This window comes from Abiotrophia defectiva ATCC 49176 (assembly GCF_000160075.2).
Taxonomy (GTDB): domain Bacteria; phylum Bacillota; class Bacilli; order Lactobacillales; family Aerococcaceae; genus Abiotrophia; species Abiotrophia defectiva.
Map to the genome: position 1 here is coordinate 525095 of NZ_KI535340.1, position 24148 is coordinate 549242.

The window sequence follows — 24148 nt, forward strand, 5'->3', positions numbered from 1 at the left end:
GCTTACTCCTCTTGTCTTTCTTAAATAATGGCATCGCGGACAGTCACCGCAACCCCTTTGGGTACCCAAACCGTCACACGGACAGGTCGATTAACGCTGAACCAACCCAGACCTGAGATGGCCACATCCTGGTCCTGACTGAGGGTTAATTCCTTAGCTACTAGGTCAGGAAAACCAGCAGCTTCTTCTTCGCTAGGTGGGCTTAGTAAGCCACCTTTGTGTTGAGCATAGAAGGCATCTGCCTTGTCCAACTTGGTCCGGTGTAGGTAGCAGTCCTTGGAGACATAATAGGTAAAGGAGGTGCGCTCCCCTTTTTGAAAATCAACTCGTCCAACACCCGCTAAAAAAATGGTCTGCCCCGCATTAAGCTGGAAGGTCATAGGCTTGAAAGGCTTGCTTGGCAATAGTTTGCGCATGGCCTCCCGAGACAGATAATGAGCTAGTTGGGTCCGGTGGATAATCCCTGGCGTATCAATAATGGCGTGGTCAGGCGTCAAGGGAATATGAATCATATCCAAAGTCGTACCTGGATGATTGGAGGTCGTAATAATCTGCCCCTCCCCACCATAATGGGCTAGAAGCTGATTAATTAGGGTAGACTTACCTACATTGGTAACACCCACGATATAAATATTACGGTCATGGATATTGGCTTCAATCAATTCCAGCAGTTCGGTTAGGGTATGGCCCTTATGGGCACTACCAAGAATGATATCTTGTGGAAAGAGCCCATTGTCAGCCAAAATGCCTTTGAGCCAATGCTTAACGCGATTCTGACGGGTCACTTTAGGTAGTAAGTCGAATTTATTCCCGAAAACCACAAAAGGTTGGTTGCCAATAAAACGAGCCAAGCCATGGATTAGACTGCCTTCGACATCGAAGATATCTAAGACATTGATAATCAAGGCATCATCATGGGCAATTTCGCTGAGCTTGTCTAGGAAGACTTGGTCAGGAATTTGCAGGTCTTGTAATTCATTGTAGTGGCGCAACTTAAAGCAACGTTGGCAGTAAAATTGCCCTTTTTCTAAGCCCTTAGCTAGGGCAGACGCTGGTAAATAACCGGCCTGTTCAGGATCCTGACTCTGAATGGTCGCCCCACAGCCGATACATTGGTAGTGTTCCTCAGTCAAGTTGATCCCCCCAGTCCCCTTTGCGTTTAATGCCGACTAACTTAAGCGCAAGTCGTTCAATAGCTCGGTTGGCCCAAGTATAGAAGTTGTCATTGCGAGCGATTGGTTTGACCAAAATGCTAGCCATTTTAGCTCGGTTAGCTCCGATAATATCGGTCATGATTTGGTCGCCAATCATAATAGTATTAGCCTGAGTAGTTCCCAAAGCATCCAAAGCCACCTGGAAATTCTTACGGCGAGGTTTGAGAGCGCCAGCCTTGTAAGGAATGCCTAGTGGCTCAGCGACTTTAGCAACTCGCTCCACCTTATTGTTGGATAAGATATAAATCTTAACACCGGCTTGCGTCATGCGGTTAATCCAATCTGCCATTTCTTCTGTATAGTTCATATTATTCCAAGCAATGACGGTATTATCTAGGTCGATAATAGCCGCCTCATAGCCCCGCTTAAGCAGGTCTTGGGGCTGGATATCGTAGACCGAGTTAATGGTCCAACTTGGCGTTATGTAGCGTTTCATTCACACATTGCTCCTTTAAAGTCTATCACTTCCATTATAGCATAAGAAAACCCGCTCGTCCTTGATTTCGTCGGCTTTAATCAAACCTTAAGCTTCTGTTTAAGGCTAGCAGCAAATTAAAAGAGGCTAGGAGCCATGGCCCTAACCTCTTTGTCTCATTTATTAACCTAACATCTCGAAAATTTCGATTGCTACTAGGTCGATGTCATCGTATTGGAAGACAGACCCAGATTGGTGGTCAGTCAGTTCAAAGGTGTCGCTTTCTTTTACATAAGCCACTTGGCATTTTTCCACGCCTTCAATCTCGAAGCGGCGTACTTCTACGTCACTTTCGGTATGGGTCATAGCTTCTAAACGTTGGATAATCCCATTTAATACTGAACTTTTCATAGTTTCACTCCATTCTTAACTCTGCTGCCCATTGCGCTACGATTTCTCGCCATGAGGCAAAGTCTGGACAACATTCCTCAAACTACAATGTTATCATATCTTACTTTCAAGCTCGACGCAAGTTTCTCACTCAGATTGCCACCATAATTTGATGAGTGCCTGGGTCCCATCATCTTCATGACCCGCTGCACAGAGTTTATCATAGAGTTGCCAAGCCAGACGGGTAGCTGGTAATTCCAAGCCCATAGCTTCTGCTTCAGCTAAGGCTATTCCTAAATCTTTCTTAAAATGCTTAGCGAAAAAGCCTGGTGAATAGTCTTGTCGCAAAATGCGAGGTGCATAGTTGGCCATAGACCAGTTGGCCGCGCTACCAGCGCCAACGGTTTCTAGGACGGCATTCAAGCTTAAGCCCGCGGCCTTAGCATAGACCAACATCTCAGTCAGCCCCGTCATGGTCCCAGCAATCATAATCTGATTGGCCATCTTAGTGTGTTGACCTGCTCCTGGGCCACCTTGACGTTTAATTGTCTTACCCATCACTTCCAAGTAAGGCAAAACACGCTCATAGCTTGCCTTGGCTCCGCCTACCATAATGGTCAAGCGCGCCTCTTTAGCTCCCAAATCGCCACCTGATACTGGCGCATCTAAAGCTTCAACACCCAATTCTAGGGCTTTCTCAGCAATTTTAACTGCTAATTGAGGGGTAGAGGTCGTCATATCCACGAAACAACTACCCGGATGGGCACCGGCAAAGAGGCCCTCTGGACCAAAATAGGTGCTCTCAACATCCTGAGGATAGCCTACAATCGTAAAAACTAGGTCACAGGCCTGGGCTAGCTCTTTGGGCGTATCCGCCCACCGGGCACCCGCCTGCAACAAGGGTTCCGCCTTAGCTTTTGTCCGGGTATATAGGACTAGCTGATAACCTGCGCCCATCAAGTGACGTGCCATAGCAGCGCCCATCACACCTAGGCCAATAAAACCAACGTTTGCCATCTGCTTAACCTCCCATCAGCTGCTTATAACGGTACTTGACGCCAGCTACAATTTTATTCAGGCCGCTACTCCGCTTACGCCGTTTGTTTTGCTTAATCACTTCTTGATAGAAATCCGCTACTTGCTGCTCAAAATGCTCGAGTGACAGCGGGTAAAGTAATTGGCGGTCAATATTTGGTCGGAAGCCCGCCTCCATTTTAGCCAAATAATCTAAAATGGCACGGTCGAAATCTTCAAAATCATCAAACAAGGCACCAAAATTATCATTAGTCATAATGCCAGCCAAGTAATCATTGCGCTTGGCAATAATCGGTAGACGGTTGGCAAAAGCCTCCAAATAGGTCAAACCTTGTGACTCTGACATGCTGGCATTGATATAGAGGTCCGCCATTTGGTAATAAGCAGAGACTTGGCTGTGTTCTACCTCACCGACAAAGATAGGCTTAATGCCTAAATCCTTTGCCTGTTGCTCCAAGACTGGGCGCTCTGGCCCCTCACCTACAATGACTAATTTGGCTTGTGGTAACTTATCCAAGACTCTTGGATAGACCTCCAAGACTGCTGCGATATTTTTTTCCTTGGACAGACGAGAGAGGGAGAGAAGTACGATATCATCTTGGCTCAAGCCTAGCTTCTGGCGCAAGCTATCACGGCCTTCCGGATTGTAATCTGGAATCTCAACCCCCGTCGGAATGACCCGGATAGGCGCCTTAATGCCATAAGACGTCAGGGTGTCCTTGGTCATAAGGCTAGGGGCAATCACCCCATTCCCCTGGTCACAGAAGACCTTGGATAAGACCTTAACGGTGCCAGGACGTATTAACTTGCCATTGAGAATATAGTGGGTATAGTTTTCATACATGGTGTGGTAGGTATGGATAGTTGGAATCTTGAGACGGCTTGCCACATAACGGCCCGCTAAACCCAGGCTGAATTCCGTATGGGTATGGACCAAATCCAATTGATAATTACGGGCAATCTTAAGGCAGCGCTCGAAACCTGAATAGGCCACCCGCCGATCCTCAAAACTTACGAAAGGCACGCTAGGCAGACGCACAACGCCTGGCTCTGGCCTTGCATTGGGATCAGTTGTAGTGAAGATAATGACTTCATGTCCTTGGCGAACCAACTCATCCCTTAGGAGCTTAACTGAAGTCGATACCCCACTCACTTGCGGAAAATAGGTATCCGTAAAAAAGCCAATATTCATTCGATGTTTCACCTACTTTGCTAATGTCTACTCTTATTATAAAGAATTTTGAACTAGAATTAAACCCTAATCCCTTGTCACTGAACTAGCAGTCTGGTTTTAGGCCCATCCGGTAAGATTCTCAGATAGAAATCATGTTCTTGGTCTTGAGCATAATAGAGGCTTGGCACTTGGATTTGAGCCACTTCCTGCCTTGCTTCAAAGTTTACCTGGTATTGGGCATCCTCATAAACGCGCCCATGCACGCCAGTCCCAGGTTCAGTGGCGATTTTAACCTTAAGTGCCTGACTCAAATCCCCCTGTCGAAGCAAGGTCACGGTCAAAGGCTGACCTTTAACTCCCTCATAGCAAGCTTGTCCAAAAACTACTTCATTTGATGCTTGCTGAACCTTGACTTGATCTGGCCAACGGTAGACTGCCAGGCCACTCAGGATAGGCGTCGCTTGCGCCTGATCGAGCACTAGGCGTAGACGCTGACTCTGAACTAGCGGCCCTTTAACTAGTCGACGATAGCCCAGGGTCTGACCTTGGGCAAATGGTTGCCACTGGCCTGCTTGATCTAAGTAATCGATATGAAAGGCTGACACCCGTTGACCGTACTGAATAGCTTCTTGAATTTGGACTAGGTCCAAGCTAGCAACTTGAGGTAGGACTAACTCTAGCACATTATCATGGCAAACAGAAGCCTGCCAAAGACCCGATTGATCTAGCAATTGATTCTGCGACTGTCCACTGCTATCTAGGATTTGGCCACCAGCTAAGTAATTGGTCTCATAGAGTGCCTGCCGCGCAAGCTGGAAATCTCGTAGAACCTCAATATCTGCCTCTGCAAACTGACCTCGCCGATCAGGTGGAATATTAAGTAGCAGTGGGCTCCCCTTGCCAACCGAATGAAGGTAAATATCCATCAGTTCAGCCACTGTCTTAGGCTGCTGACTATCATGATAGAACCAGCCTTGGCGGATGGAAACATCCACTTCAGCCAAGGAGTAGAGGACTCCTTCAGGATCCCCATGATTGAGGTAATCAATGTCCCCCTGACGTAGACGGTCAGCCTTGACCTTCTGCCAAAGCGGATCGCCTCCGTAGCCTCGTTCGTTCCCTACCCAGCGCAGAGCGGTCGGTTCTGTTGAGAAGATTGCGACAGGATAACCTTGCGATTCAATATAGTCGAACCAACGCTTGAAATCATACGTCACGGCTTGGGCTCCCTCACCACGCGCGCCATCTAACCAGACTTCAACAAAACGCCCTTGATAGCCGTAAGCTGGATTCTCGAACAACTCTTGTAATTGCTTAAAGTAATAGTCGTTGTAAGCTTCTTGTCGGTCAACATGATAATCAGGATGGTGGGCATCCCAAGGCGATAGATAGAATCCTAATGGTAGATGATAGCGGTTGGCTGCAGCTGACACCTCAGCCAAGACATCTCCCTGTCCTTGGCGCCAGGGACTCGCTTTGACACTGTGGTCCGTATAGGCTGAAGGATAGAGGACAAAACCATCGTGATGCTTGAGCACCAGAATAAGACGTTTGAATCCTGTTTCCTTAAGCACACGAACCCATTGGTCAGCATCAAAGTCACTAGGATTAAAGTCTTCTGGCGACTCTGTCCCGGTCCCCCACTCCCGGTCATTGAAAGTATTGGGACCGAAGTGAATAAAGGCCGCTAATTCATCTTGATGATAGGCCAATTGGGCGGGACTTGGGACTGGCCCATGCGGGATAATTGGCTGATGTGTTGCTGACATAAATATCTCCTTTTGGCCGGGATACACCCAGCATTTGCAAACTCTTTCTTTCTTATTTTAACCGCATTTCTCTTCCATGACAAGATAGAGCTAAGTAATCTAAACAAGACAGGTAAAAATAGTTTCTCCCCGCATAAAAAAAGAGGACTGAGATTATTACCCAGTCACTCGCTCTTACAATAATTCTAAACCTGGTTTTTCATACCAAGGCTGTTGTTGGTTAATATGGTCATAGAACATAATACCTTTGAGATGGTCTAGTTCGTGTTGGACCACAATGGCTTCATAGTCGCGTAGGCGCAACTCATGTTCCTTGCCCTCCATATCTTGGTAGCGCAGGCGAATACGGCGTGGTCGTGGTACCAGGCCTGGTACTTCACGATTAACAGATAGGCAGCCTTCCCCATCACGCAGGGCCACTTCCTGAACAGAATGGCTAATAATCTTAGGGTTGAAGAGAATCTCGCTCAAAAGCGGTTCCGCCTCATTTCCTTCTTCATCATAGCTCATAATGTGAACTGCAAAAATTTGTTTAGGTAGGTTAATTTGCGGAGCAGCTAAGCCAACACCAGCGCGTAGGCCGTATTTCTCGGCAATCTCAGGATTTTGGCTATTAACCAAAAATTCATGCATAGCCAAGGCAGTTGCCTTGAGCTCATCGGTTAGAGGAAATTCTACGGCTTCCGCAGCTTGGCGGAGGGTAGGATGTCCTTCTTCAATAATATCTTGCATTGTAATCAATGCGTCTCCTCCTCTCGGTCTTGCTGGCGACGACGATAACCCTGCAGGTGATAGTCGCCAGTATTCTCATCATAGTCGAATTTAGTTACTAGGAGCTCTTGACGCATGCCAGCCACCTTATAAGCTTCATGGGCAGGAATGCGTTGGTCAACCCAGTCAGCATCTGCCATTAAGAGCTTCCAGATTTCCTGTTTCAAGCGGTCAATATGGCTGGGTTCATAGGCAGAGATGGCGATACTTGGAAAGGCCGTTGCTTGGACTGACTGGTCTGGAGCCAAACAATCAATCTTATTATAGACTGTTAGGACTGGCAAGTGCCCATATCCCAACTCCTTAATGATTCGCAGAACGGTCTGCTCATGTAGCGTCTGAGCCGGATCCGAAGCATCGACGACATGTAGTAACAAGTCCATGCCCCCGATTTCTTCCAAAGTTGACTTAAAAGCATGAATGAGTTCTGTCGGCAACTCTTCAATGAAGCCAACCGTATCCGTCAAGGTAAATCGGTCCTCACCCTTAAGGGGCATACGCCTAGTTAATGGGTCTAAGGTTGCAAAAAGTTGGTCTTGGACATAGGTCTCTGACTGGGTCAATTGGGTTAGCAAGGTAGACTTGCCGGCGTTGGTATAACCCACCAAACCGACTTGCCAGTGACCACCCTGAGCTCGCCGCGAACGAGTTCGCTCACGATGGGCGGCAATATCAGCTAACTCCTCCTTAACGTGGTGAATAACGCTTCGAATATGGCGGCGATCACTTTCCAACTTGGTTTCACCAGGACCGCGGGTCCCAATCCCACCGCCTTGGCGAGACAAATGCTTACCTTGGCCGTAGAGGCGTGGCAGGAGATAGTTATACTGGGCCAGAGCCACCTGGAGTTTCCCCTCGCGACTTCGTGCCCGCATGGCAAAGATATCCAAGATTAGCTGAACTCGGTCAATGACTTGAACCTTGAGGCTAGCCTCCAGTTGGCGGTTCATACTAGGTGTCAGGGCATTAAGACTAATGACTAGATCAATCTCACGGGCTTCTACTAGGGCGGCAATCTCTTCTAGTTTCCCGCTCCCGACAGCCGTCCGGCCATCTAACTTAGGCAACTTCTGGGTGACTACCTCAATGACCTGGCCACCTGCTGTCTCTGTTAAGGAGGTCATTTCATCTAAAATCACTTGGAATTGCTCCGGACTATACTGATCTGTCTGAACGGCCATGACTAGGACCCGTTCAGGCCCAACTTGTAAGTCTATCATAGGGTCCCTCCTTTCTCTGCTTGCTTATCTAATAAATCTTGAACTAGGCTAGTCGCCTGAGCCAAAGCCGTCTCATAATCACTAGCATCCAGCCAGTGAGTGCCCTGGATACGATTGCGGAACCAGGTTAGTTGACGCTTGGCATAGCGCCTAGAATTTTGCTGAATAGCGGCAATAACTGCCTCACGATCGGTTATGTCTCCTGCGAGATATGGCCACCATTCCTTGTAGCCAATACCTTGTACGCTTGGCAACAACTGGCCCTGCGCTACTTGATAGAGATGACGAACTTCTGCTTCCAGCCCCTGCGCCACCATGGCTTGAACTCGAGCGTTAATTCGCTCATAGAGTTGGTCACGGGGACGGTCTAAGGCTAGAATACAGGTCTCATAACGTGCTTGAGCAGCCTCATGCTGACTCTGGTCGGAAAATTTTTGTCCCGTCACCTGCATAACTTCTAGGGCTCGCAAGAGGCGACGATGATTTTGAATTGGAATCTTAGACGCTGCGACTGGGTCTTGTAGTGACAATTCGGCATAGAGGACCTCTACCCCTTCTGCCTCTAAACGTTGTTCGAGGGCTTGGCGGATGAGCGGGTCATGGCTAGCCTTGCCACCGAACTCTAAATCATAAAGTAGACCTTCTAGATAAAGGCCTGAGCCACCAACCAAAACTGGCAGGACACCACGAGCGTGGCAATCCCTAATCAAGTTCTGGGCTAAAGCTTGAAACTGGCTGGCATCATAATCCTGATCAACATCCAGAAAGTCCAAGGCATGATGGGGCACACCCTGCATCTCTTCTAGCGTCACCTTACCCGTTCCAATATCCAAACCGCGATAAAATTGTAGGCGATCGCCATTAATGATCTCGCCCCCAAAGCGCTTGGCTAGGTCAATACTGAGTTGGGTTTTGCCCACAGCAGTGGGCCCTCCAATGACGATTAAGGGAGCCGCTAATCTAGTCATGGCAAGCCTCTCCTTGGTTTCGTACCACAAGCGCAGCAGCTGGCGTGTCGGTCATAATGGCTTCTAAGTGGCCATCCTGGGCCAAACTAGCATAGTAAGCCCAATCAGCCGGATCATTGACTGTCCAGAGACGGATAGGCCACTGCTTGAAATTCGCTCGTAAATCCTCATCTTGGTAGAGTTGTCGATCCAAGTGTATGGCTGTCGGCTCTAGGCCCGGCAAATGCGACAGATAAGGCAAGAGGGTTTCTTCTACCAAGGCAGCAATCTTTGCCCCAGGAGCTAGCGTCTTAAGGCGTTTGAGCGTGTACCAATTAAAACTAGAATAAACAACGTCAAAATCTGGAGCTAGTTCCTCCACGGTGGCTAAAACAGCTGCTTCGATGCCAGGATAATCCTTTTGGTCAGTTTTAAGTTCTAGATTCAGCGTCCCCTTAAAATCTAAGTCTCGCAATAAGTTCAATAATTCTGGTAGACTGGGCACTCGGTCTGGAGTCACACGACCATCGGGAAAGCGCAGACGTGCGGCTTGAATCTGGGCCAGACTTAAATCGCTAACCTCACCTTGGCTATCTGTCGTCCGGTCTAATTGCTCATCATGGATTACAACGAGGGCACCGTCTGCCGTCAAGTGCAAGTCGCATTCAATACCATCCACACCCGCTGTCACGGCATTTTGGAAGGCGGTTAAGCTGTTTTCGACAGCCTGAGCTTGATTGCCACGATGGGCATAAATCTTCAACATGGCTTAGTCCTCCTCGCCTAGTTTGGCACGATGGGTCTGCAACTGACGACGTAAATCTTGGGCCATTTGCAGGGAAGCTGGCGTTAAGACCTTACCAGACATCATGCTGGCGATGGCTTCTATACGACCTTCCTCATTCAATGCCTGCACGCGGGTACGCGTACGCTCATTCTCAACAACTTTTTCAATGTAAAGATGTTGGTCGGCACTTGCAGCTACTTGAGCCAAATGGGTAATACAGAGCAGCTGATGATGCTGGGCAATACCTTGCATTTTCTCCGCGATAGCTTGAGCAACGCGGCCTGATACCCCTGTATCAATCTCGTCAAAGACTAAGGTCATATCCGTCATACCTTGGCTGAAGACCCGTTTGAGGGCCAACATAAAGCGCGATAATTCCCCACCTGAAGCAATCTTAACCAGGGGCTTCATGGCTTCACCAAGGTTGGTAGTCGCATAAAATTCTACCTGGCTTAAACCTTCGGCACTTAAGCGCTGTGCATCTGGGAGCAGACTAGCTAGGCTGGCATCACTACCCAGGCTCGTAAAGTCAACCTGGAATCGCGCATTAGCCATATACAAGTCGGCCAATTCTGCTTCAATCGCTGCCACTAAGTCCTGAGCTTCCCGGCGTCGACCTTGATCTAGGGCCTGACCAGCCGCTAGACAGTCATGATAAGCGACCGTCAAGTCCTTAACTAGGCGCTCTGTATACTGTTCCTGGTGTGTGAGCTGGTAAATTTCTTCGCTAATGGCATCATAATAGGCCAATAGCTGAGCTTCATCCATGCCATATTTACGGGTCAGTTGGCCCAATTGGCTGAGACGCGCTTCAAGCTCATCAATAGCTTGATCATTATCAACTACCTGGTTGCTGACCGCTAGTTGGTGGGCCACTTCTTCTAGTTGATAGTAGAGATCTTGCAATTGAGCCGCCAAGGCCGGATAGCTAGAGTCATAGCTAGCTACTTCCTCTAAGGCTGCTTGGGCTTGGCTCAGTTGCGTCAAGGCGCTGGTGTCCGCTTCCGATAACAAATAATTAACCGTGGCTAGGGCTTGGCCAATCTTCTGGCTATTTTGCAGACGCCGACTTTCTTGTTCTAGCTGGGCCATTTCCCCAGCGACTAAGTTGGCGGCTTCTAATTCTTGCAACTGAAATTCTAAGAAGCTTAAGCGTTGGCGTTTATCAGTCCCCTCCTGCTGACTAGCCAGCCAGTCCTTACGTAGCTGGTCATATCGTTCGAAAGCAATTTGATAAGTTTGTTTGAGTTGGTTTAGGCGGTCGCCCGCAAATTGGTCCAACTGACTGAGGTGGAATTGCTTATTAAGCAAAGCCTGATGCTCATTCTGGCCATGAATATCGACTAGGTAATAGCCAATCTGCTTAAGCAAAGACACGTTGGCCAACTGACCATTAACCCGAACGGTATTCTTGCCTTGTCGGTTAAGCTCACGACGTATGATCAGGTCTTCCTGGTCCTCAAGCTCCAAACCAAAATCTGCCAATTGTGCTAACAGTGGTGCAGGAGCTGGCGACATAGAAAAGAGACCCTCCACTACCAATTTATCGGCACCTTGACGGATTAAATCGTTGGTCCCACGACTGCCCATAAGCAAGCTGAGAGCATCAATAATAATCGATTTCCCGGCCCCAGTCTCCCCTGCTAGAACGGTCATCCCCATCTCTAAATCCAGGGTCACATGGTCGATAATGGCAAAATTTTCAATGTTGAGACTCCGTAACATAATCGGACCTCCTTTCTTGTCTAATCTCTTTTATTCAAAGGTTGTATGTGCGGCTTCCACCACACCGGCTAAATCCACCTGCTTCCAAGAGTCATTGGCTAGGTCTTGGTCGTTAGTCAGATAGGCCAAAAATTCGATATTGCCTTCGCCACCGGTAATAGGCGAGAAGGTCAAATCACGTAGACGATAGCCTAAGCCACAGGCATAAGACAGGATTTCCTTGAGGACATCTAAGTGTACCGCTGGATCCTTCACGATTCCTTTCTTACCCACGCGCTCCTTACCGGCCTCAAATTGCGGCTTAATTAGCATGAGGACAGTGCCTCCTGGCGCTAAAATGGGCACCAGAGGTGGCAGAATTAAACGTAGGGAGATAAAGGAGACGTCGATAGAAGCCACACTTGGTTGTCCTTCTTGGAATTGGTCAGGTTGAGCATAGCGGAAGTTCTCCCGCTCCATGACAATGACTCGTGGATCCTGGCGCAAGGAGTAGGCTAGTTGGTTGTAGCCAACATCTAAGGCATAGGACTTGGCTGCACCAAATTGGAGAGCCGCGTCCGTGAAGCCACCTGTCGAAGCTCCAATATCTAGGAGGATTTGGTCAGTCATATCAATGTCAAAGACCTTAATGGCTTTTTCTAACTTAAGACCACCACGACTGACATAAGGTAGCGTCTTGCCCTTAATGTGGAATACTTTGGAGGCATCCACTTTTTCACCGGGCTTGTCATAACGTTGGTTCTGGCTGTCATAGATTTGCCCTGCCATAATCAAGCGACGTGCTTGTTCGCGCGATTCGGTCAGGCCACTCTGAACAACCAGTTTATCAATGCGTTCCTTTTTCATAGCTGCTCCTTTTACTTAGCAGAGGGTAGGGTTAAATAATCCAAGATTCCTCCCAGAATCTGATAAGGGCGGCCGCTCTCTTTAGCTAAATTCTCTAAAATTTGGCTAGCTGCGCTAACCTCTACTGCCAAGGCATCCTTGGCTCCTTGGAGGCCCAAAAGACTTGGATAGGTAGATTTGGTTAGGGCTTGATCCGCCTGAGTGACTTTACCTGTCACTTCTTGACTTCCTAAAACATCCATTAAGTCATTGTGAATCTGATAGGCTAAGCCAAAGTGACGCCCAAACTGACGCAGGGCTTGGCAAGTGCTCGCATCCGCCCCACCGATAATAGCCCCTGCCTCTAAAGCAAAACGGAATAGGGCACCTGTCTTCTGGTCATGAATCTGCTTCAAGCCTTGGTAGTCAACAGGTGTCTGTTCAGCTTCAATATCCCCTACTTGGCCCGCTACCATACCCCAAGAACCCGATGCTTGACTGAGTTGATCAATCAGGGCTAGCTTGGTCCGGTCATCCAAGAGGTCATCTGAAACCAGAAATTGGAAGGCATCTGTTAAGAGGGCATCCCCAGCCAAAATAGCCAGACCCTCGCCAAAGCGCTTATGGTTGGTGGCTTGCCCTCGACGTAGGTCATCGTTATCCATGGCCGGTAAATCGTCGTGAATCAGGGAATAAGTGTGAATATACTCCAAGGCAATGGCTGTCTTAAGGCCACATTTGACTAGGTCTTCTGATTGAATAGCCAAAACCGCCAAGAGCATGACTGGACGCAGGCGCTTGCCCCCATTTTTGAGGGAGTAGCGCATGGCTTCAATCAGACGCGGAGGTGTTAAGTGATAACGTGTCTGTTGGTCCAGGCTCCGTTCGAAAAGCTGACGCAGGGTATCGAGTTCTAAGAAGTTCATTGGACATCCTCATCTAGGACAAAATCGCCCTCTTCTGCCATCATGTTGGCGACTGTTTCTTGAGCATCATGGAGGGTCTTTTGGCAGTATTGGGTTAATTCTACCCCTTGCTTAAAGGCATCCAGAGCTTGGGTTAGAGGCAATTCGCCTCGTTCAAGTTGTTGTACAATGGTATCTAATTCAGCTAGAGCTGCTTCGAAACTCGCAGGCTTTTTCTTTTTTGTTGCCATGGTTTTTTCCTTTCTGAGCGCTAATGGTTTGAACTTGAGCGGTGGCTTGGCCATCTTGTAAGGTTAAATCGATGACCTGACCAACTTGAAGTTGCTGGACTGATTTTACCGCTTCTTGCTTGTCTTCGATAATGGCATAACCCCGCGCCAGAATCTTGAGCGGGCTATAGGCCTCTAGGAGCTGGCTATAACGAGCCAACTCTCCTTGATAATGTTGACTGGTCTGAGCCATAGCTCGTTGCAACTGATGACGTAGGCGGGCTAGCCGCTCTCCTTCCAGATGCAAACGACCGCTTGGCCCCTGGGCTTTAAGACGAGTGGATAGAAGAGCCAGGCCTTGAGCCTGCCCCTGCAGATAAGACGACTGAGCACGTAACAAACGCTCTTTGATGAGGTCCACTTGCTGCATATAGGCTTGGTAAAGCCGCTCGGGTTCCCGGAAAATATAGACTTCTTGATAACGGCGGAGCTGGGTTTGCTTATGTTGAATCCGGCTTAGCATAGCTTGAGCCAAACGTGTTCGACTTTCTTCCAACTTGAGATAGACTTGACTTAATTCCTCAGCTGCCATTTCAGCTGCGGCGGTTGGTGTTGGAGCGCGTAGGTCCCCCACTAAGTCAGCAATGGTAGTATCTGTCTCGTGGCCGATGGCTGTGATGACCGGCAAGGGACAGGCTAGAATCGCCTGAGCCACGATTTCCTCGTTGAAGGGCCAGAGGTCTTCAATGGCCCCGCCCCCACGCGCTAGAATCACGGTATCAAAAGCCGCTTGCTTGGCCTTGAGCCGTTCAAAGGCCGCGACAATTTCGCCGCTGGCTTCCTTACCCTGAACGCGGGTAGGGAAAACTACCACTTGTGCAATAGGATAGCGTCGTTTGAGGGTGGTCACAATATCGCGGATGACGGCCCCACTTGGGCTGGTAATGACTGCAATCCGCCGCGGAAAACGGCGCGGTTGCTTCTTGGGCAAATCCAAGAGACCGGCTTGTTTGAGCTTAGCCTTGAGTTGTTCTAGGGCCAGATAGAGTGAACCCACACCGTCCGGTTGAAGCGACTCAAGCGTTAATTGGTAGGAACCACTGGGTTCATAGATAGAAACCCGCCCCACCGCTAAGACCTTCATACCTTCTTCTAACTTGAAAGGCAGCTTACTAAAGGCCTGCTTAAACATGGTGACGTTGATTTTAACATTGTCTTCCTTAAGGCTGAAGTACTGATGGCCTGTCCGCAAGCGGAAGTTAGAAACCTCCCCTACTACATAGACTTTCTGCAGGTAAGGATCCACGTCGAACTTGCGCTTGAGATAGCGGGTCAGGGCCTTGACACTGAGATAGTCCTTTTGTGTATCGGTCACTGACTAGGCCTCCTCCTGGCTCAAGAAGGTCAAGGGATCTAAGTTTTGTTGTTGGCAGGCACAAGTAAAGGTCTGTTCCATCAACATAGCTACCGTCATAGGGCCTACGCCCCCCGGAACTGGCGTGATGTAGCTAACCTTATGGGCTACCGCCTCAAAATCTACATCCCCTACTAGCTTGCCGGACATAAGTCGGTTAATCCCGACGTCCACTACTACTGCACCTTCCTTGAGATGGTCTGGCCCGATTAAATGCGCTTGGCCAGTCGCTACAATCAAGATATCCGCATAACGGGTATAGTGTCCTAAATCCTGGGTCTTGGAATTGCAGACTGTCACAGTTGCCCCGCGGTTAATCAACATGATAGAAATAGGCAAGCCCACAATTTGGCTACGGCCTACGACGACCACATTTTGACCTTGTAAAGGAATCTGGGCATTTTCTAGGAGCCGCACAATGCCTTTAGGCGTACAAGGATAGAGGTCTGTATTGTCTTCAACGACCCGTCCCATGGTCAAGGGATGGAAGCCATCCACATCTTTTTCTGGGTCAATTAAGTGCATAGCTGACAAAGGGTCTAGATGATCTGGCAAAGGCAGTTGCAATAAGAGCCCATGGGTTTGAGGATCTTGGTTGTGAACCTTAATGGTCCGCTCCAATTCTTCTTGGCTAATATCTGCTGGCAAGAGCATCCATTCGAAGGCATAGCCAATTTCCAAGGCACGTTTTTGTTTCTGGCCAACATAGACCTTGCTAGCAGGATCTTCCCCGACTGAAATAACGGTCAATTTGGGCTGGGTCCCGGTTTGGGAACGGAAGGCCGCTGTCGCCTGGGACAGCCGAGCGAAAATTGATTGAGAGAGGGTTTTCCCATCTAAACGTTGCATGAATACCACACCTTTCGGACCCTAGGGTCACAGACTTTTCCTTCTTATTCTACCATAATTTAAGAGCGCTGTAATGCGATTTTGTCCGAAGGCCTAAAAAGCCAAAAGTGACACTCAGCTTACCTAATCATTAGCCTACGGGATTGGCCTTTTTAAGGCGTTTACGCAAGCAAAAAGCCCACTCCCAAGGGAGTAGGCGGTGTAATCATTATACAAGTAAAGGCATGAAGAGAGTGGCCAAGCCTAAGAAGCTGAAGAAACCACCCACATCAGTAGCCGTAGTCAGGAAGACGGTTGATACTAAGGCAGGATCCCCGCGGAATTTCTTAACCGCCAAGGGGATGAAGTAGCCAAAAATTCCGGCAATGACCATATCTACAATCATAGCTAGGATGATAACCACCCCTAGGTAGACATTACCATACATAAGCATAAGAGCAATAGCGGCCACGCCCCCGGTAATGAGACCGTTGGCGAAACCAGCCCCGATTTCCTTAAGCATTCCGCGCCAATCACCCCAGTCTACCTCGCCCAAGGCAAGGGCACGGACCACAATGGTCACGGTCTGGGTACCGGCATTCCCCCCCATCCCAGCTACAATCGGCATAGCAGCCGCTAGGGCCACCATTTGGCTGATGGTATCGGAGAAAAGGTTGATAACGGATGAGGCCAGAAAGGCTGTGAAGAGGTTGATAACCAACCAAGGCAGACGGCGTTTGACGGACTCGAAGACTGGGCTGTCTAGCGTTTCTTCCGAGTCCACCCCACCCATCAAGTACATATCTTCGGTGTACTCTTCATTGATGACGTGGATGATGTCGTCGTTGGTGATAATCCCCAGAATCCGGTTCTTGTTATTAACGACCGGCACAACTGACAGGTTATACTTGGTAACAATCAGGGAAACTTCTTCCTGGTCCGTCGTTGGCGTCACCGAAATGACATTAGGATTGAGAATTTCACTGAGTTTTTGTTGGTCGGATTTGGTGAAAATATCGCGGATATCGACTGTCCCTTTGAGTAAGGTTTTGGCATCGACCACGAAGAGGGTCTCGATAACTTCCTTCTCTGGCGCAATCTTACGAATGGTCTCGAAGGCTTCATAAACCGTCAAGTTCTCATTCAAGGCGATGAACTCAGTCGTCATGAGACCACCGGCAGTATCCGGGTCGTAGGCCAAGAGTTTCTCCAGGTCATCCGAATCCCGATTCTTCATCATATTCAGGAATTGCTTACGTTGCCAAATGGATAGGTTACCCAAGATATCCACGATATCATCCTGGGACATATAAGTGAAGACATTAAGCATACGGGCGAAAGGCACAGCTTCGACAATCTTAACCTGGAGTTCTTCAGAAATCTGTGTCTCCAAAATCAAGGCCAGGGCCTTGTCCGAGATAAAGCTGACAAACTTGAAAACTTCTTCATCTTCAAGCTCCTCTAGGGCCAAGGCAATATCAGCCGGGTGATGTTCCCGAATCATACGGTAAATGGCTTCAGAATGTTCGTTTAATAGGGCTGTTTGAATTTCTTCTACGAGCATAGGGGATTTCCTCCTTTGAGTCTTAGTTTATATTGTCACTCCTTAAGTCGGGACTCACATCGACCAACCCCTTTGCTTCGTTTTTTCCACCCTCTATCATACCATAAGAAGCCCCTCGAGTCAGCCCAAAAGCCAAAGAAAAAACAGTTGGAATTGACTTCCAACTGTCTGACTCCTATTTACAAGAGCTCTATTAGAATACCCAGCCCATCCAAGCTCTTGAAATCAAAATTTGTGCTCTTTTAAGCACGTAATTTGGCTGTCTCATACCCTATTTATCTATGTAATAGATAAATAGGGTAAGGAAAATCAAAAACCGCTCGTACTCACGAGCGGTTTCTCCTTTATTTACCTTCAGCTCTCTTACTTAAATAAGACAAAGTAAGTAGGAAATAGATCATGGAAGCTAACAAGAGGCAGACAGGAATGACAGACGCTAGCCCCATAGCTAGGAGTCCTGCCACAAGCAAGCCCATGATGATTACGTAGCCTAAGCTAATCACCATGACTTGACGAGCGGTTTGGCGACTAACTTGGCGACTGGTCACGTGCAGGACCAAGACTCCCAGATGGACTAAGGCTACAAGAACCAAACCCCAAATACGACTAATACTATGTCCCGCTAGTAGCCAGTTGTCAGGGCTCAGATAGAAGGCTGCTAAAATCAGAAACCAGTTGCTGATGGAAGCCGCGATGATTTCTTGACTTGAAGTTGCCACCTGGTCCGTTTGACGGAAGAGAAAGACGGCCAAGGCTAGGAGCGCGACAAATAAGGTCACACTGCCCCACCAAAGGGGCTTTTCCAGTAAGACTGCTAGCCCTACTAGGGGCAACAAACCTACCCCAAACACTCTCAATACCCGCTCTCGCCTCATGCCACATGGCCTCCTAATCTTTATTTATACATAGCTACAGTATACCTTCTCGCCTGCTAAATGAAAAGCCCAGGCCAAAATAAAGAGACTAGAAGTGTCTTCTAGTCTCTCATGGGCTTAACGAATTTCTAAACCTGACACTGTTTCGAGTGCAGTTCTAATCCGATCCATAGCGGATTGAACATCCTCGTCTGTTAAGGTCTTATCTGGGTTTTGGAAGATCAGTCGGTAGGCTAGCGACTTCTTGCCTCGGAAGAGGTCAAGGTTAATAAACAAGTCGAAGAGCTCAACCGACACTAAGTTGTTCCCACCATGTTGCTTCATAAGCTGGGCTAGGCCTGCTTGGTCTTGCTCTAAATCTACTAAGAGAGCTAGGTCTCGTGAGGTAGAAGGATACTTAGGAATTGGACGTTGAACTAAGGCTGGGCGTTGAACTGCTAAAATAGCATCGAAGTCTAATTCAGCGAAGAAGCTGGCTTCATCCAAGTCGTAAGACTTAGCTAAGACTGGATGGATTTGCCCCATAACCCCAATCACTTGGTCACCTAAGAGGACTTGAGCAGTCCGACCAGGATGGAGCTCAGGATAGCTGGACACAGCCTGGAAGCTGACTTGCTTATCCAAACGGATAGCTGCCAAGTAGGCTTCAACGGCACCTTTGAGGTCGAAGAAATCATAGGCTTGAGCTGGCCCATACCAGGATTTACTTTCCTTAACCCCTGATAAGAGAATGGCTAGACGTTCTTGTTCGAGTGGTTGGACATTGCTGCCTTGACCATAGAAGACTTTACCTGTTTCATAGAAGGCCAAACTTGGATTCTGACGTGCAGCATTGTACTTGGCGATTTCTAAGAGAGCTGGGAAGAGGCTCTGACGCAAGACAGAACGGTCTTCACTCATCGGGAAGTCCAAAGCAACCACTGGATAGTCTTTCGACTTCATCAAGTCGGCTTGCTTAGGTGAAGTCAGTACATAGCTGATGACTTGGTTGAGGCCCAGGCCTTCCAAGATATTGCGAGTCTGACGCACCAGTTTTTGTTTAGCATTGAGACGACCTGGCGTACTTGGCACTACCGGCAAGGTCGTTGGCAGGTTATCATAGCCATAAATCCGAGCTACTTCTTCTAAAATATCGGCTTCAATGCTGATATCCCAACGACGTTTAGGGACGGTCACGGTGAAGCTATTTTCGCCTAAGGCTAAGTCAAAGCCAAGACGACGGAAGATATGACTCAGCTCTTCATGGCTCAAGTCAATCCCAATCTTATCTCGAATAGCGCGATAAGGTACAGTGACCTCAATTGGGTTCAGGTCCAAATGATTCTCTTCGACTAAACCGGGCACCACTTGGCCCCCACTATAGTAGGCCATCCAGTTAGCGGCTTCCTGCCCCGCTTCGCTAATGGTCGCATGGTTAATGCCTTTTTCAAAACGCATGCTAGATTCAGAACGAAGGTTGAATTTCTTCGAAGTTTGACGAATAGCAATCGGATTGAATACGGCTGATTCTAAGAGGACACGACGGGTCTTGTCGGTCACTTCTGTATCTAAGCCCCCCATTACCCCGGCTAGCGCAACCGCCCGGTCTTGGTCGGTGATGACAATGTCGCTTGCTGACAAGTAGCGCTCGCTACCGTCTAGGGTCACAAGCACCTCACCCTCACGAGCTGGGCGGACGCCTAAGGCCTTGTGCTCTAAGGTATCATAGTCAAAGGCATGAAGTGGTTGGCCATAGAGCATGAGGAAGTAGTTGGTGATGTCCACGATATTGTTATGTGGACGAACTCCTGCTTTCATCAGGCGCATTTGCAACCAAAGTGGGCTTTCCTTAATCTCCACTTGGTCAATCACTCGAGCTTGGTAGCAAGCAGACAAATCGCTATCTGAAATTTTTACCGTCACATCAGACAAGAGAGATGCATCTGCTGCTTGTGTCGCTTGGCGATGAATATTATCGAAGTTAGGTACCTGATCGATAATAGCTCCTACTTCATAGGCTGCCCCACGCATAGAAAGCGCATCTGCCCGGTTAGGCGTAATCGAGAGTTCTAAGATTGGATCATCTAACTTGAGATAGTCCACCACATCTGCTCCAATCGGCGCATCTGCTGGTAAGAGGAAGAGACCCTCTGCATAAACTTTTGGCACCACGCTGTCAGGGAAGCCTAGTTCCTGGAGGGCACACAACATCCCATGAGATTCAACCCCACGTAATTTGCCCTTCTTAATCTTCAAACCACCGGCTAAACGAGCCCCAATAGTGGCCACAATAACTTTAGCGCCAGCCACCACATTGGGTGCCCCACAGACAATTTGCAGGGGCTCCTGATCGCCTACCGTCACTTGGCAGACATGGAGATGGTCACTATCAGCGTGGTCTTCAACCGACAATACTTGCCCGACCACTAAACCAGATAATTGAGCCCCATAGTTTTCAACTGCTTCGATTTCAATCCCGGTCCGGGACATACGATCGGCTAGGGCTTCTCCTGTCAAGCCTGTTAAGTCTAAATAATCATTGAGCCATTCGAATGATAAATACATTAGTTCTGACCTCCTTTGAACTGGCTTAAGAAGCGCAAGTCATTTTGATAGAAGTGACGAATATCGTCAATGTTATACTTCAACATCGCTACCCGGTCAGGGCCTAAACCGAAGGCAAAGCCGGAATAAACAGTTGAATCAATGCCGGCCATTTCCAAGACATTTGGATGGACCATACCAGCCCCTAGAATTTCAATCCAGCCAGTATGTTTGCAGACATTACAGCCATCCCCGCCACACTTGAAGCAGCTTACGTCTACTTCAACTGATGGCTCGGTGAATGGGAAGTAGGATGGACGAAGACGGATTTCACGTTCCGCCCCAAAAAGTGTTCGGGCAAAGGCCTGAAGTGTCCCCTTGAGGTCGGCCATGGTCACATGTTTGTCTACGACTAAGCCTTCAATTTGGTGGAATTGGTGGGAGTGAGTCGCATCATCGCTATCGCGACGGAAGACCTTACCTGGCGAAATCATCTTCAATGGTCCTTGACTGAAATCGTGTTTTTCCATGGTCCGGGCTTGAACTGGCGAAGTGTGGGTCCGCAACAAGACTTCGCTGTCAATATAGAATGTATCCTGCATATCGCGAGCTGGGTGGGTCTTAGGCAGGTTCATCATTTCGAAGTTGTAGTGGTCTAACTCCACTTCTGGACCTTCCACGACCTGATAGCCCATGCCGATAAAGAGGTCTTCAATCTCTTCCATGGTTTGGGTAATGATGTGGCGGGCGCCCCCAGCTGGCTTTCGACCTGGCAAGGTCACATCCACTGTCTCCAAAGCTAATTTAGCTTCCAGGGCCATTTCTTCTAACTTGTGGCGGCGGCTTTCCAACATTTCTTCGAAGGCCGACTTCACTTGGTTCATTACCTGACCTAATTTAGGCCGATCTTCTGCTGAAAGGTCGCGCATGGCTTGCGCAACCGCCGCAAAACGCCCTTTCTTACCCAGGTAATCTAGGCGAAATTTCTCTAAATCCTTGATGGATTCAGTTGCTTCTAATTGCGGAATCGCTTGTTGACGCAAGGCTTCTAAGGCCTCAATATGCGTATTGATATCTGACATGGTGCATGACTCCTTTATCATTTTTTCAGATGAAACAAGGTAATAAAAAATAGCCCGCCCCTATAAGGGACGAGCTACCGTGGTACCACCCTCGTTCTCGAAAAAGCTAGTTCTTCGAGCACTTGTTGCCGTTAACCGTGGCGGGCGGTGACCTGTTCATTTCTATATGATTAAAAACTTAACGGTCAAGCTAAGAAATTGAAGGCTAAGTTCGGCTTACCTTTGGCACCCTTGCAGTCGGTGAAGTGCCTCCCTGACTTGTGCGAACTTAACGGATTTCCTCATTGCTTTATGCTTCATCTGTGATAGCTACTAGTATAGCTTAAAGCAAATGCATAGTCAACAGAGGATTGTGCCTTAGGCACTATATAGGTCCTAGTATTCAGCAATGTTCGTCATTTAGGTCCATCATCTGATCTTTATGAATACAAAGACCGAATAATGGTGTTCTTTTTGTGGCTTAAATGTTCATGGCTATAGGAAGCGCTTAAGAGGAGGCGTATAATAGACTAGCAAGTTATGAAAGGATGTGTAAAAATGCTAAAACAAAAAATCAAGACGCGCTTACTAGCCCTATTATCCCTATGGTTGGTAACAAGCGCGAGCCAACCGGTGGTCTGGGCACAAGACAGCTCAAGTTCCGACATCGAAAGCAGTCAAGTATCCTCAAGAGACGATGAATCAGCCAGTCAAGCTAGTGATCCAGCTGAAGCCAAGATAGACCTTGCTGCCTACCAAGCGGCTGATGCTAGTCAACAAGCTGAATGGGTCCGCTCTGGTAAAGTCACAAGTGAAGAATTGGTAAATTTTGCTCTAACCACTATCAAGGAAAAAGACCCTGCCCTGCATGCAGTTATTAGTCTAAGAGCTGAAGAAGCCTTGACTGAAGCTAGGCAAATTAAAGATCAAGGCCAACCATTCTTAGGCGTTCCCTTATTGGTAAAAGGATTAGGTCACACCATTAAGGGTATGCCCAACTCCAATGGCCTGACCTTCTTAGCTAACCAAAAAGCTGGCTCTACAAGTCCCTTCGTTAAGTCCTTGCAAGACTTAGGCTTTATCCTCATTGGGCAGACCAATTATCCTGAAATGGGACTAAAGAACATTACAGACTCTAAGCTCTATGGCCCTACTGGCAGCCCCTGGAACTCTGACCATCAGGCAGGCGGTTCCAGCGGTGGCTCTGGTGCAGCTACAGCCGCTGGCATGACCCCAACTGCAACCGGTAGTGATGCGGGCGGCTCCATTCGTATTCCGGCTTCCTGGAATGGACTTATTGGCCTTAAGCCTAGTCGTGGTGTCATAGTGGGCAATGCCTCCATCGACAAAAATACAGTGGCCCATTTTATGATGACCAAAACCATGGAAGATACCAAGAGCTTGTTTGAAGCGATGAAGAAACCGGATGCTTCCTTGGCTCAAGCCTTGACTGAAGCAGAGTTAAAACGACTAGCAATTGGCTATACCAGCTTATCTCCCGTTGGAACGCAAGTCAGCCCCGAGGCTCAACTGGCAGTTGAGCGAACCGTAGCCTTTTTGCGAGGCAAAGGTTTCCGTTTGGAAGAAGTAAACTGGCCTTTTGATGGTGTCCAATTAATGAAGGATTACTATACAATCAATGCTAGCCAAATGGGTGTAGTAGGTTATCTAGCCAAGACCAAGCTCAAACGAGAGCTACGCTATGATGATGTAGACCCTACTAGCTGGCTACTCTACCAGGCAAGCAAGACCATGACCAAGGAAGAAGTAAATCAGGCCTGGGCTCGCATCCAGCAAGTCCGTCAAACCATGGCTGATTTCCACCAACGCTATCCTCTTTTCTTAACACCTACAACGGCCTACACCGCTCCGCGCATTGATCAAGCTCTAGTGTCTGACCAAGACCTTGAACTGATTAAGAATTCGGAAAATTTGAGCCATGACGCCAAGATGCAACTGATTTATGATCACTGGCTCCAATCTCTGGCCCTTACGCCTTACACACAATTCGCCAATTTGACAGGTGAGCCTGCCCTAAGTCTCCCTGCTTTAGTCACCAAATCTGGCCTTCCTTTAGGCATTCAGTTTAATGCTGCCATAGGAAATGACCGTTACCTGCTCCAATTAGGCGATTTGATGGCGGCAAATCAACAATTTAACCGTCCAGAACTAGAAACAAGCCAGAATGAACCCAGCACTTTGGCAGCAGACACCAGCTCGAACGAATTGTTTAGCTCCTCTGAAAACCAACAGCTAATTGGTGGAGCAGAAGGAAGTAAGCAGATTTCAGCTAAACTCCCTGAGACTGGTGATCTATCAAGTGTTAGCTCTCAGGTCCTCTCCATGCTCTTCACCTTACTAGGGTTAATTGCGCTGTCCCAAACAAAAATAGATGGCTCCAATCCGAATTAGCTTCCACACCCCTTATAAAATGTAGAAGAGACCCCCATGACTTAACATTCTAAGTCATGGGGGC

The 24148-nt window shown here is 48.2% G+C and carries 21 protein-coding genes; 1 reads left to right on the plus strand and 20 read right to left on the minus strand.

Features of this window, described 5'->3' with window-relative positions:
• Positions 1-20 precede the first annotated feature (20 nt).
• The 20 genes from yqeH to pheS all read right to left on the minus strand — a co-directional run bounded on the left by yqeH (position 21) and on the right by pheS (position 21693).
• The gene (yqeH, locus tag GCWU000182_RS02375) at positions 21-1133 is read right to left on the minus strand and encodes a ribosome biogenesis GTPase YqeH (protein ID WP_023391142.1); all 1113 of its coding nucleotides are present in this window, start codon (positions 1131-1133) and stop codon (positions 21-23) included.
• Positions 1126-1650, minus strand: a complete 525-nt coding sequence (locus GCWU000182_RS02380) for a YqeG family HAD IIIA-type phosphatase (RefSeq protein WP_023391143.1) — start codon at positions 1648-1650, stop codon at positions 1126-1128. The genes yqeH and GCWU000182_RS02380 overlap by 8 nt, the downstream gene beginning before the upstream one ends.
• 162 nt (positions 1651-1812) lie before the next feature.
• Positions 1813-2040, minus strand: coding sequence for a YkuJ family protein (locus GCWU000182_RS02385; RefSeq protein ID WP_023391144.1), 228 nt, complete (start codon positions 2038-2040; stop codon positions 1813-1815).
• 126 nt (positions 2041-2166) lie between these two features.
• A complete protein-coding gene (locus tag GCWU000182_RS02390; RefSeq protein ID WP_023391145.1) occupies positions 2167-3036 on the minus strand; it encodes an NAD(P)-dependent oxidoreductase in 870 nt (289 codons plus the stop codon).
• A 4-nt stretch (positions 3037-3040) separates the two neighbouring features.
• Complete coding sequence (locus GCWU000182_RS02395) at positions 3041-4246, minus strand: glycosyltransferase family 4 protein (RefSeq protein ID WP_023391146.1); 1206 nt, start codon at positions 4244-4246, stop codon at positions 3041-3043.
• 77 nt (positions 4247-4323) lie between these two features.
• Complete coding sequence (locus GCWU000182_RS02400; protein WP_035363937.1) at positions 4324-5997, minus strand: alpha-L-fucosidase; 1674 nt, start codon at positions 5995-5997, stop codon at positions 4324-4326.
• 174 nt (positions 5998-6171) lie between these two features.
• Complete coding sequence (def, locus tag GCWU000182_RS02405) at positions 6172-6738, minus strand: peptide deformylase (RefSeq protein ID WP_035363939.1); 567 nt, start codon at positions 6736-6738, stop codon at positions 6172-6174.
• A complete protein-coding gene (hflX, locus tag GCWU000182_RS02410; protein ID WP_023391149.1) occupies positions 6735-7988 on the minus strand; it encodes a GTPase HflX in 1254 nt (417 codons plus the stop codon). The genes def and hflX overlap by 4 nt, the downstream gene beginning before the upstream one ends.
• A complete protein-coding gene (miaA, locus tag GCWU000182_RS02415) occupies positions 7985-8956 on the minus strand; it encodes a tRNA (adenosine(37)-N6)-dimethylallyltransferase MiaA (protein WP_023391150.1) in 972 nt (323 codons plus the stop codon). The genes hflX and miaA overlap by 4 nt, the downstream gene beginning before the upstream one ends.
• Positions 8949-9701 carry a glycerophosphodiester phosphodiesterase gene (locus GCWU000182_RS02420; RefSeq protein WP_023391151.1) on the minus strand — a complete coding sequence of 251 codons (753 nt, stop codon included), beginning with the start codon at positions 9699-9701 and terminating at the stop codon, positions 8949-8951. The genes miaA and GCWU000182_RS02420 overlap by 8 nt, the downstream gene beginning before the upstream one ends.
• 3 nt (positions 9702-9704) lie before the next feature.
• Positions 9705-11447, minus strand: a complete 1743-nt coding sequence (gene recN, locus GCWU000182_RS02425; RefSeq protein WP_023391152.1) for a DNA repair protein RecN — start codon at positions 11445-11447, stop codon at positions 9705-9707.
• 30 nt (positions 11448-11477) lie between these two features.
• A complete protein-coding gene (locus GCWU000182_RS02430; RefSeq protein ID WP_023391153.1) occupies positions 11478-12293 on the minus strand; it encodes a TlyA family RNA methyltransferase in 816 nt (271 codons plus the stop codon).
• Positions 12294-12304: 11 nt separating this feature from the next.
• Positions 12305-13198 carry a polyprenyl synthetase family protein gene (locus GCWU000182_RS02435; protein ID WP_023391154.1) on the minus strand — a complete coding sequence of 298 codons (894 nt, stop codon included), beginning with the start codon at positions 13196-13198 and terminating at the stop codon, positions 12305-12307.
• Positions 13195-13428 (minus strand): exodeoxyribonuclease VII small subunit, encoded by a 234-nt coding sequence (xseB, locus tag GCWU000182_RS02440; protein WP_023391155.1) that lies wholly within the window; start codon positions 13426-13428, stop codon positions 13195-13197. Before xseB ends, GCWU000182_RS02435 begins: the two co-directional genes overlap by 4 nt.
• Positions 13379-14782 (minus strand): exodeoxyribonuclease VII large subunit, encoded by a 1404-nt coding sequence (xseA, locus tag GCWU000182_RS02445; RefSeq protein WP_023391156.1) that lies wholly within the window; start codon positions 14780-14782, stop codon positions 13379-13381. The genes xseB and xseA overlap by 50 nt, the downstream gene beginning before the upstream one ends.
• 3 nt (positions 14783-14785) lie before the next feature.
• Positions 14786-15670 (minus strand): bifunctional methylenetetrahydrofolate dehydrogenase/methenyltetrahydrofolate cyclohydrolase FolD, encoded by an 885-nt coding sequence (gene folD / locus GCWU000182_RS02450; RefSeq protein ID WP_023391157.1) that lies wholly within the window; start codon positions 15668-15670, stop codon positions 14786-14788.
• A gap of 208 nt (positions 15671-15878) precedes the next feature.
• The gene (mgtE, locus tag GCWU000182_RS02455) at positions 15879-17213 is read right to left on the minus strand and encodes a magnesium transporter (RefSeq protein WP_023391158.1); all 1335 of its coding nucleotides are present in this window, start codon (positions 17211-17213) and stop codon (positions 15879-15881) included.
• Between the two features lie 344 nt (positions 17214-17557).
• Positions 17558-18088 (minus strand): hypothetical protein, encoded by a 531-nt coding sequence (locus GCWU000182_RS02460; protein ID WP_023391159.1) that lies wholly within the window; start codon positions 18086-18088, stop codon positions 17558-17560.
• Between the two features lie 117 nt (positions 18089-18205).
• Entirely contained in the window at positions 18206-20632 is a 2427-nt protein-coding gene (gene pheT, locus GCWU000182_RS02465) for a phenylalanine--tRNA ligase subunit beta (RefSeq protein ID WP_023391160.1), read from the minus strand.
• Entirely contained in the window at positions 20632-21693 is a 1062-nt protein-coding gene (pheS, locus tag GCWU000182_RS02470) for a phenylalanine--tRNA ligase subunit alpha (protein WP_035363942.1), read from the minus strand. Before pheS ends, pheT begins: the two co-directional genes overlap by 1 nt.
• A gap of 537 nt (positions 21694-22230) precedes the next feature.
• On the opposite strand from pheS, the gene GCWU000182_RS02475 reads away from it, so the two are divergent.
• Positions 22231-24084, plus strand: a complete 1854-nt coding sequence (locus tag GCWU000182_RS02475) for an amidase family protein (RefSeq protein WP_051372915.1) — start codon at positions 22231-22233, stop codon at positions 24082-24084.
• Positions 24085-24148 lie beyond the last annotated feature (64 nt).

Excerpts from the sequence above, each read along its gene's own strand:
- pheT (WP_023391160.1), bottom strand. The coding sequence starts at position 20,632 with ATGTATTTATCATTCGAATGGCTCAATGATTATTTAGACTTAACAGGC.
- GCWU000182_RS02380 (WP_023391143.1), bottom strand. The coding sequence starts at position 1,650 with ATGAAACGCTACATAACGCCAAGTTGGACCATTAACTCGGTCTACGAT.
- GCWU000182_RS02475 (WP_051372915.1), top strand. The coding sequence starts at position 22,231 with ATGCTAAAACAAAAAATCAAGACGCGCTTACTAGCCCTATTATCCCTA.
- GCWU000182_RS02435 (WP_023391154.1), bottom strand. The coding sequence starts at position 13,198 with ATGAACTTCTTAGAACTCGATACCCTGCGTCAGCTTTTCGAACGGAGC.
- GCWU000182_RS02400 (WP_035363937.1), bottom strand. The coding sequence starts at position 5,997 with ATGTCAGCAACACATCAGCCAATTATCCCGCATGGGCCAGTCCCAAGT.
- GCWU000182_RS02430 (WP_023391153.1), bottom strand. The coding sequence starts at position 12,293 with ATGAAAAAGGAACGCATTGATAAACTGGTTGTTCAGAGTGGCCTGACC.
- miaA (WP_023391150.1), bottom strand. The coding sequence starts at position 8,956 with ATGACTAGATTAGCGGCTCCCTTAATCGTCATTGGAGGGCCCACTGCT.
- GCWU000182_RS02420 (WP_023391151.1), bottom strand. The coding sequence starts at position 9,701 with ATGTTGAAGATTTATGCCCATCGTGGCAATCAAGCTCAGGCTGTCGAA.
- mgtE (WP_023391158.1), bottom strand. The coding sequence starts at position 17,213 with ATGCTCGTAGAAGAAATTCAAACAGCCCTATTAAACGAACATTCTGAA.
- GCWU000182_RS02390 (WP_023391145.1), bottom strand. The coding sequence starts at position 3,036 with ATGGCAAACGTTGGTTTTATTGGCCTAGGTGTGATGGGCGCTGCTATG.
- xseB (WP_023391155.1), bottom strand. The coding sequence starts at position 13,428 with ATGGCAACAAAAAAGAAAAAGCCTGCGAGTTTCGAAGCAGCTCTAGCT.
- GCWU000182_RS02385 (WP_023391144.1), bottom strand. The coding sequence starts at position 2,040 with ATGAAAAGTTCAGTATTAAATGGGATTATCCAACGTTTAGAAGCTATG.
- GCWU000182_RS02460 (WP_023391159.1), bottom strand. The coding sequence starts at position 18,088 with ATGAGGCGAGAGCGGGTATTGAGAGTGTTTGGGGTAGGTTTGTTGCCC.
- pheS (WP_035363942.1), bottom strand. The coding sequence starts at position 21,693 with ATGTCAGATATCAATACGCATATTGAGGCCTTAGAAGCCTTGCGTCAA.
- GCWU000182_RS02395 (WP_023391146.1), bottom strand. The coding sequence starts at position 4,246 with ATGAATATTGGCTTTTTTACGGATACCTATTTTCCGCAAGTGAGTGGG.
- recN (WP_023391152.1), bottom strand. The coding sequence starts at position 11,447 with ATGTTACGGAGTCTCAACATTGAAAATTTTGCCATTATCGACCATGTG.
- hflX (WP_023391149.1), bottom strand. The coding sequence starts at position 7,988 with ATGATAGACTTACAAGTTGGGCCTGAACGGGTCCTAGTCATGGCCGTT.
- folD (WP_023391157.1), bottom strand. The coding sequence starts at position 15,670 with ATGCAACGTTTAGATGGGAAAACCCTCTCTCAATCAATTTTCGCTCGG.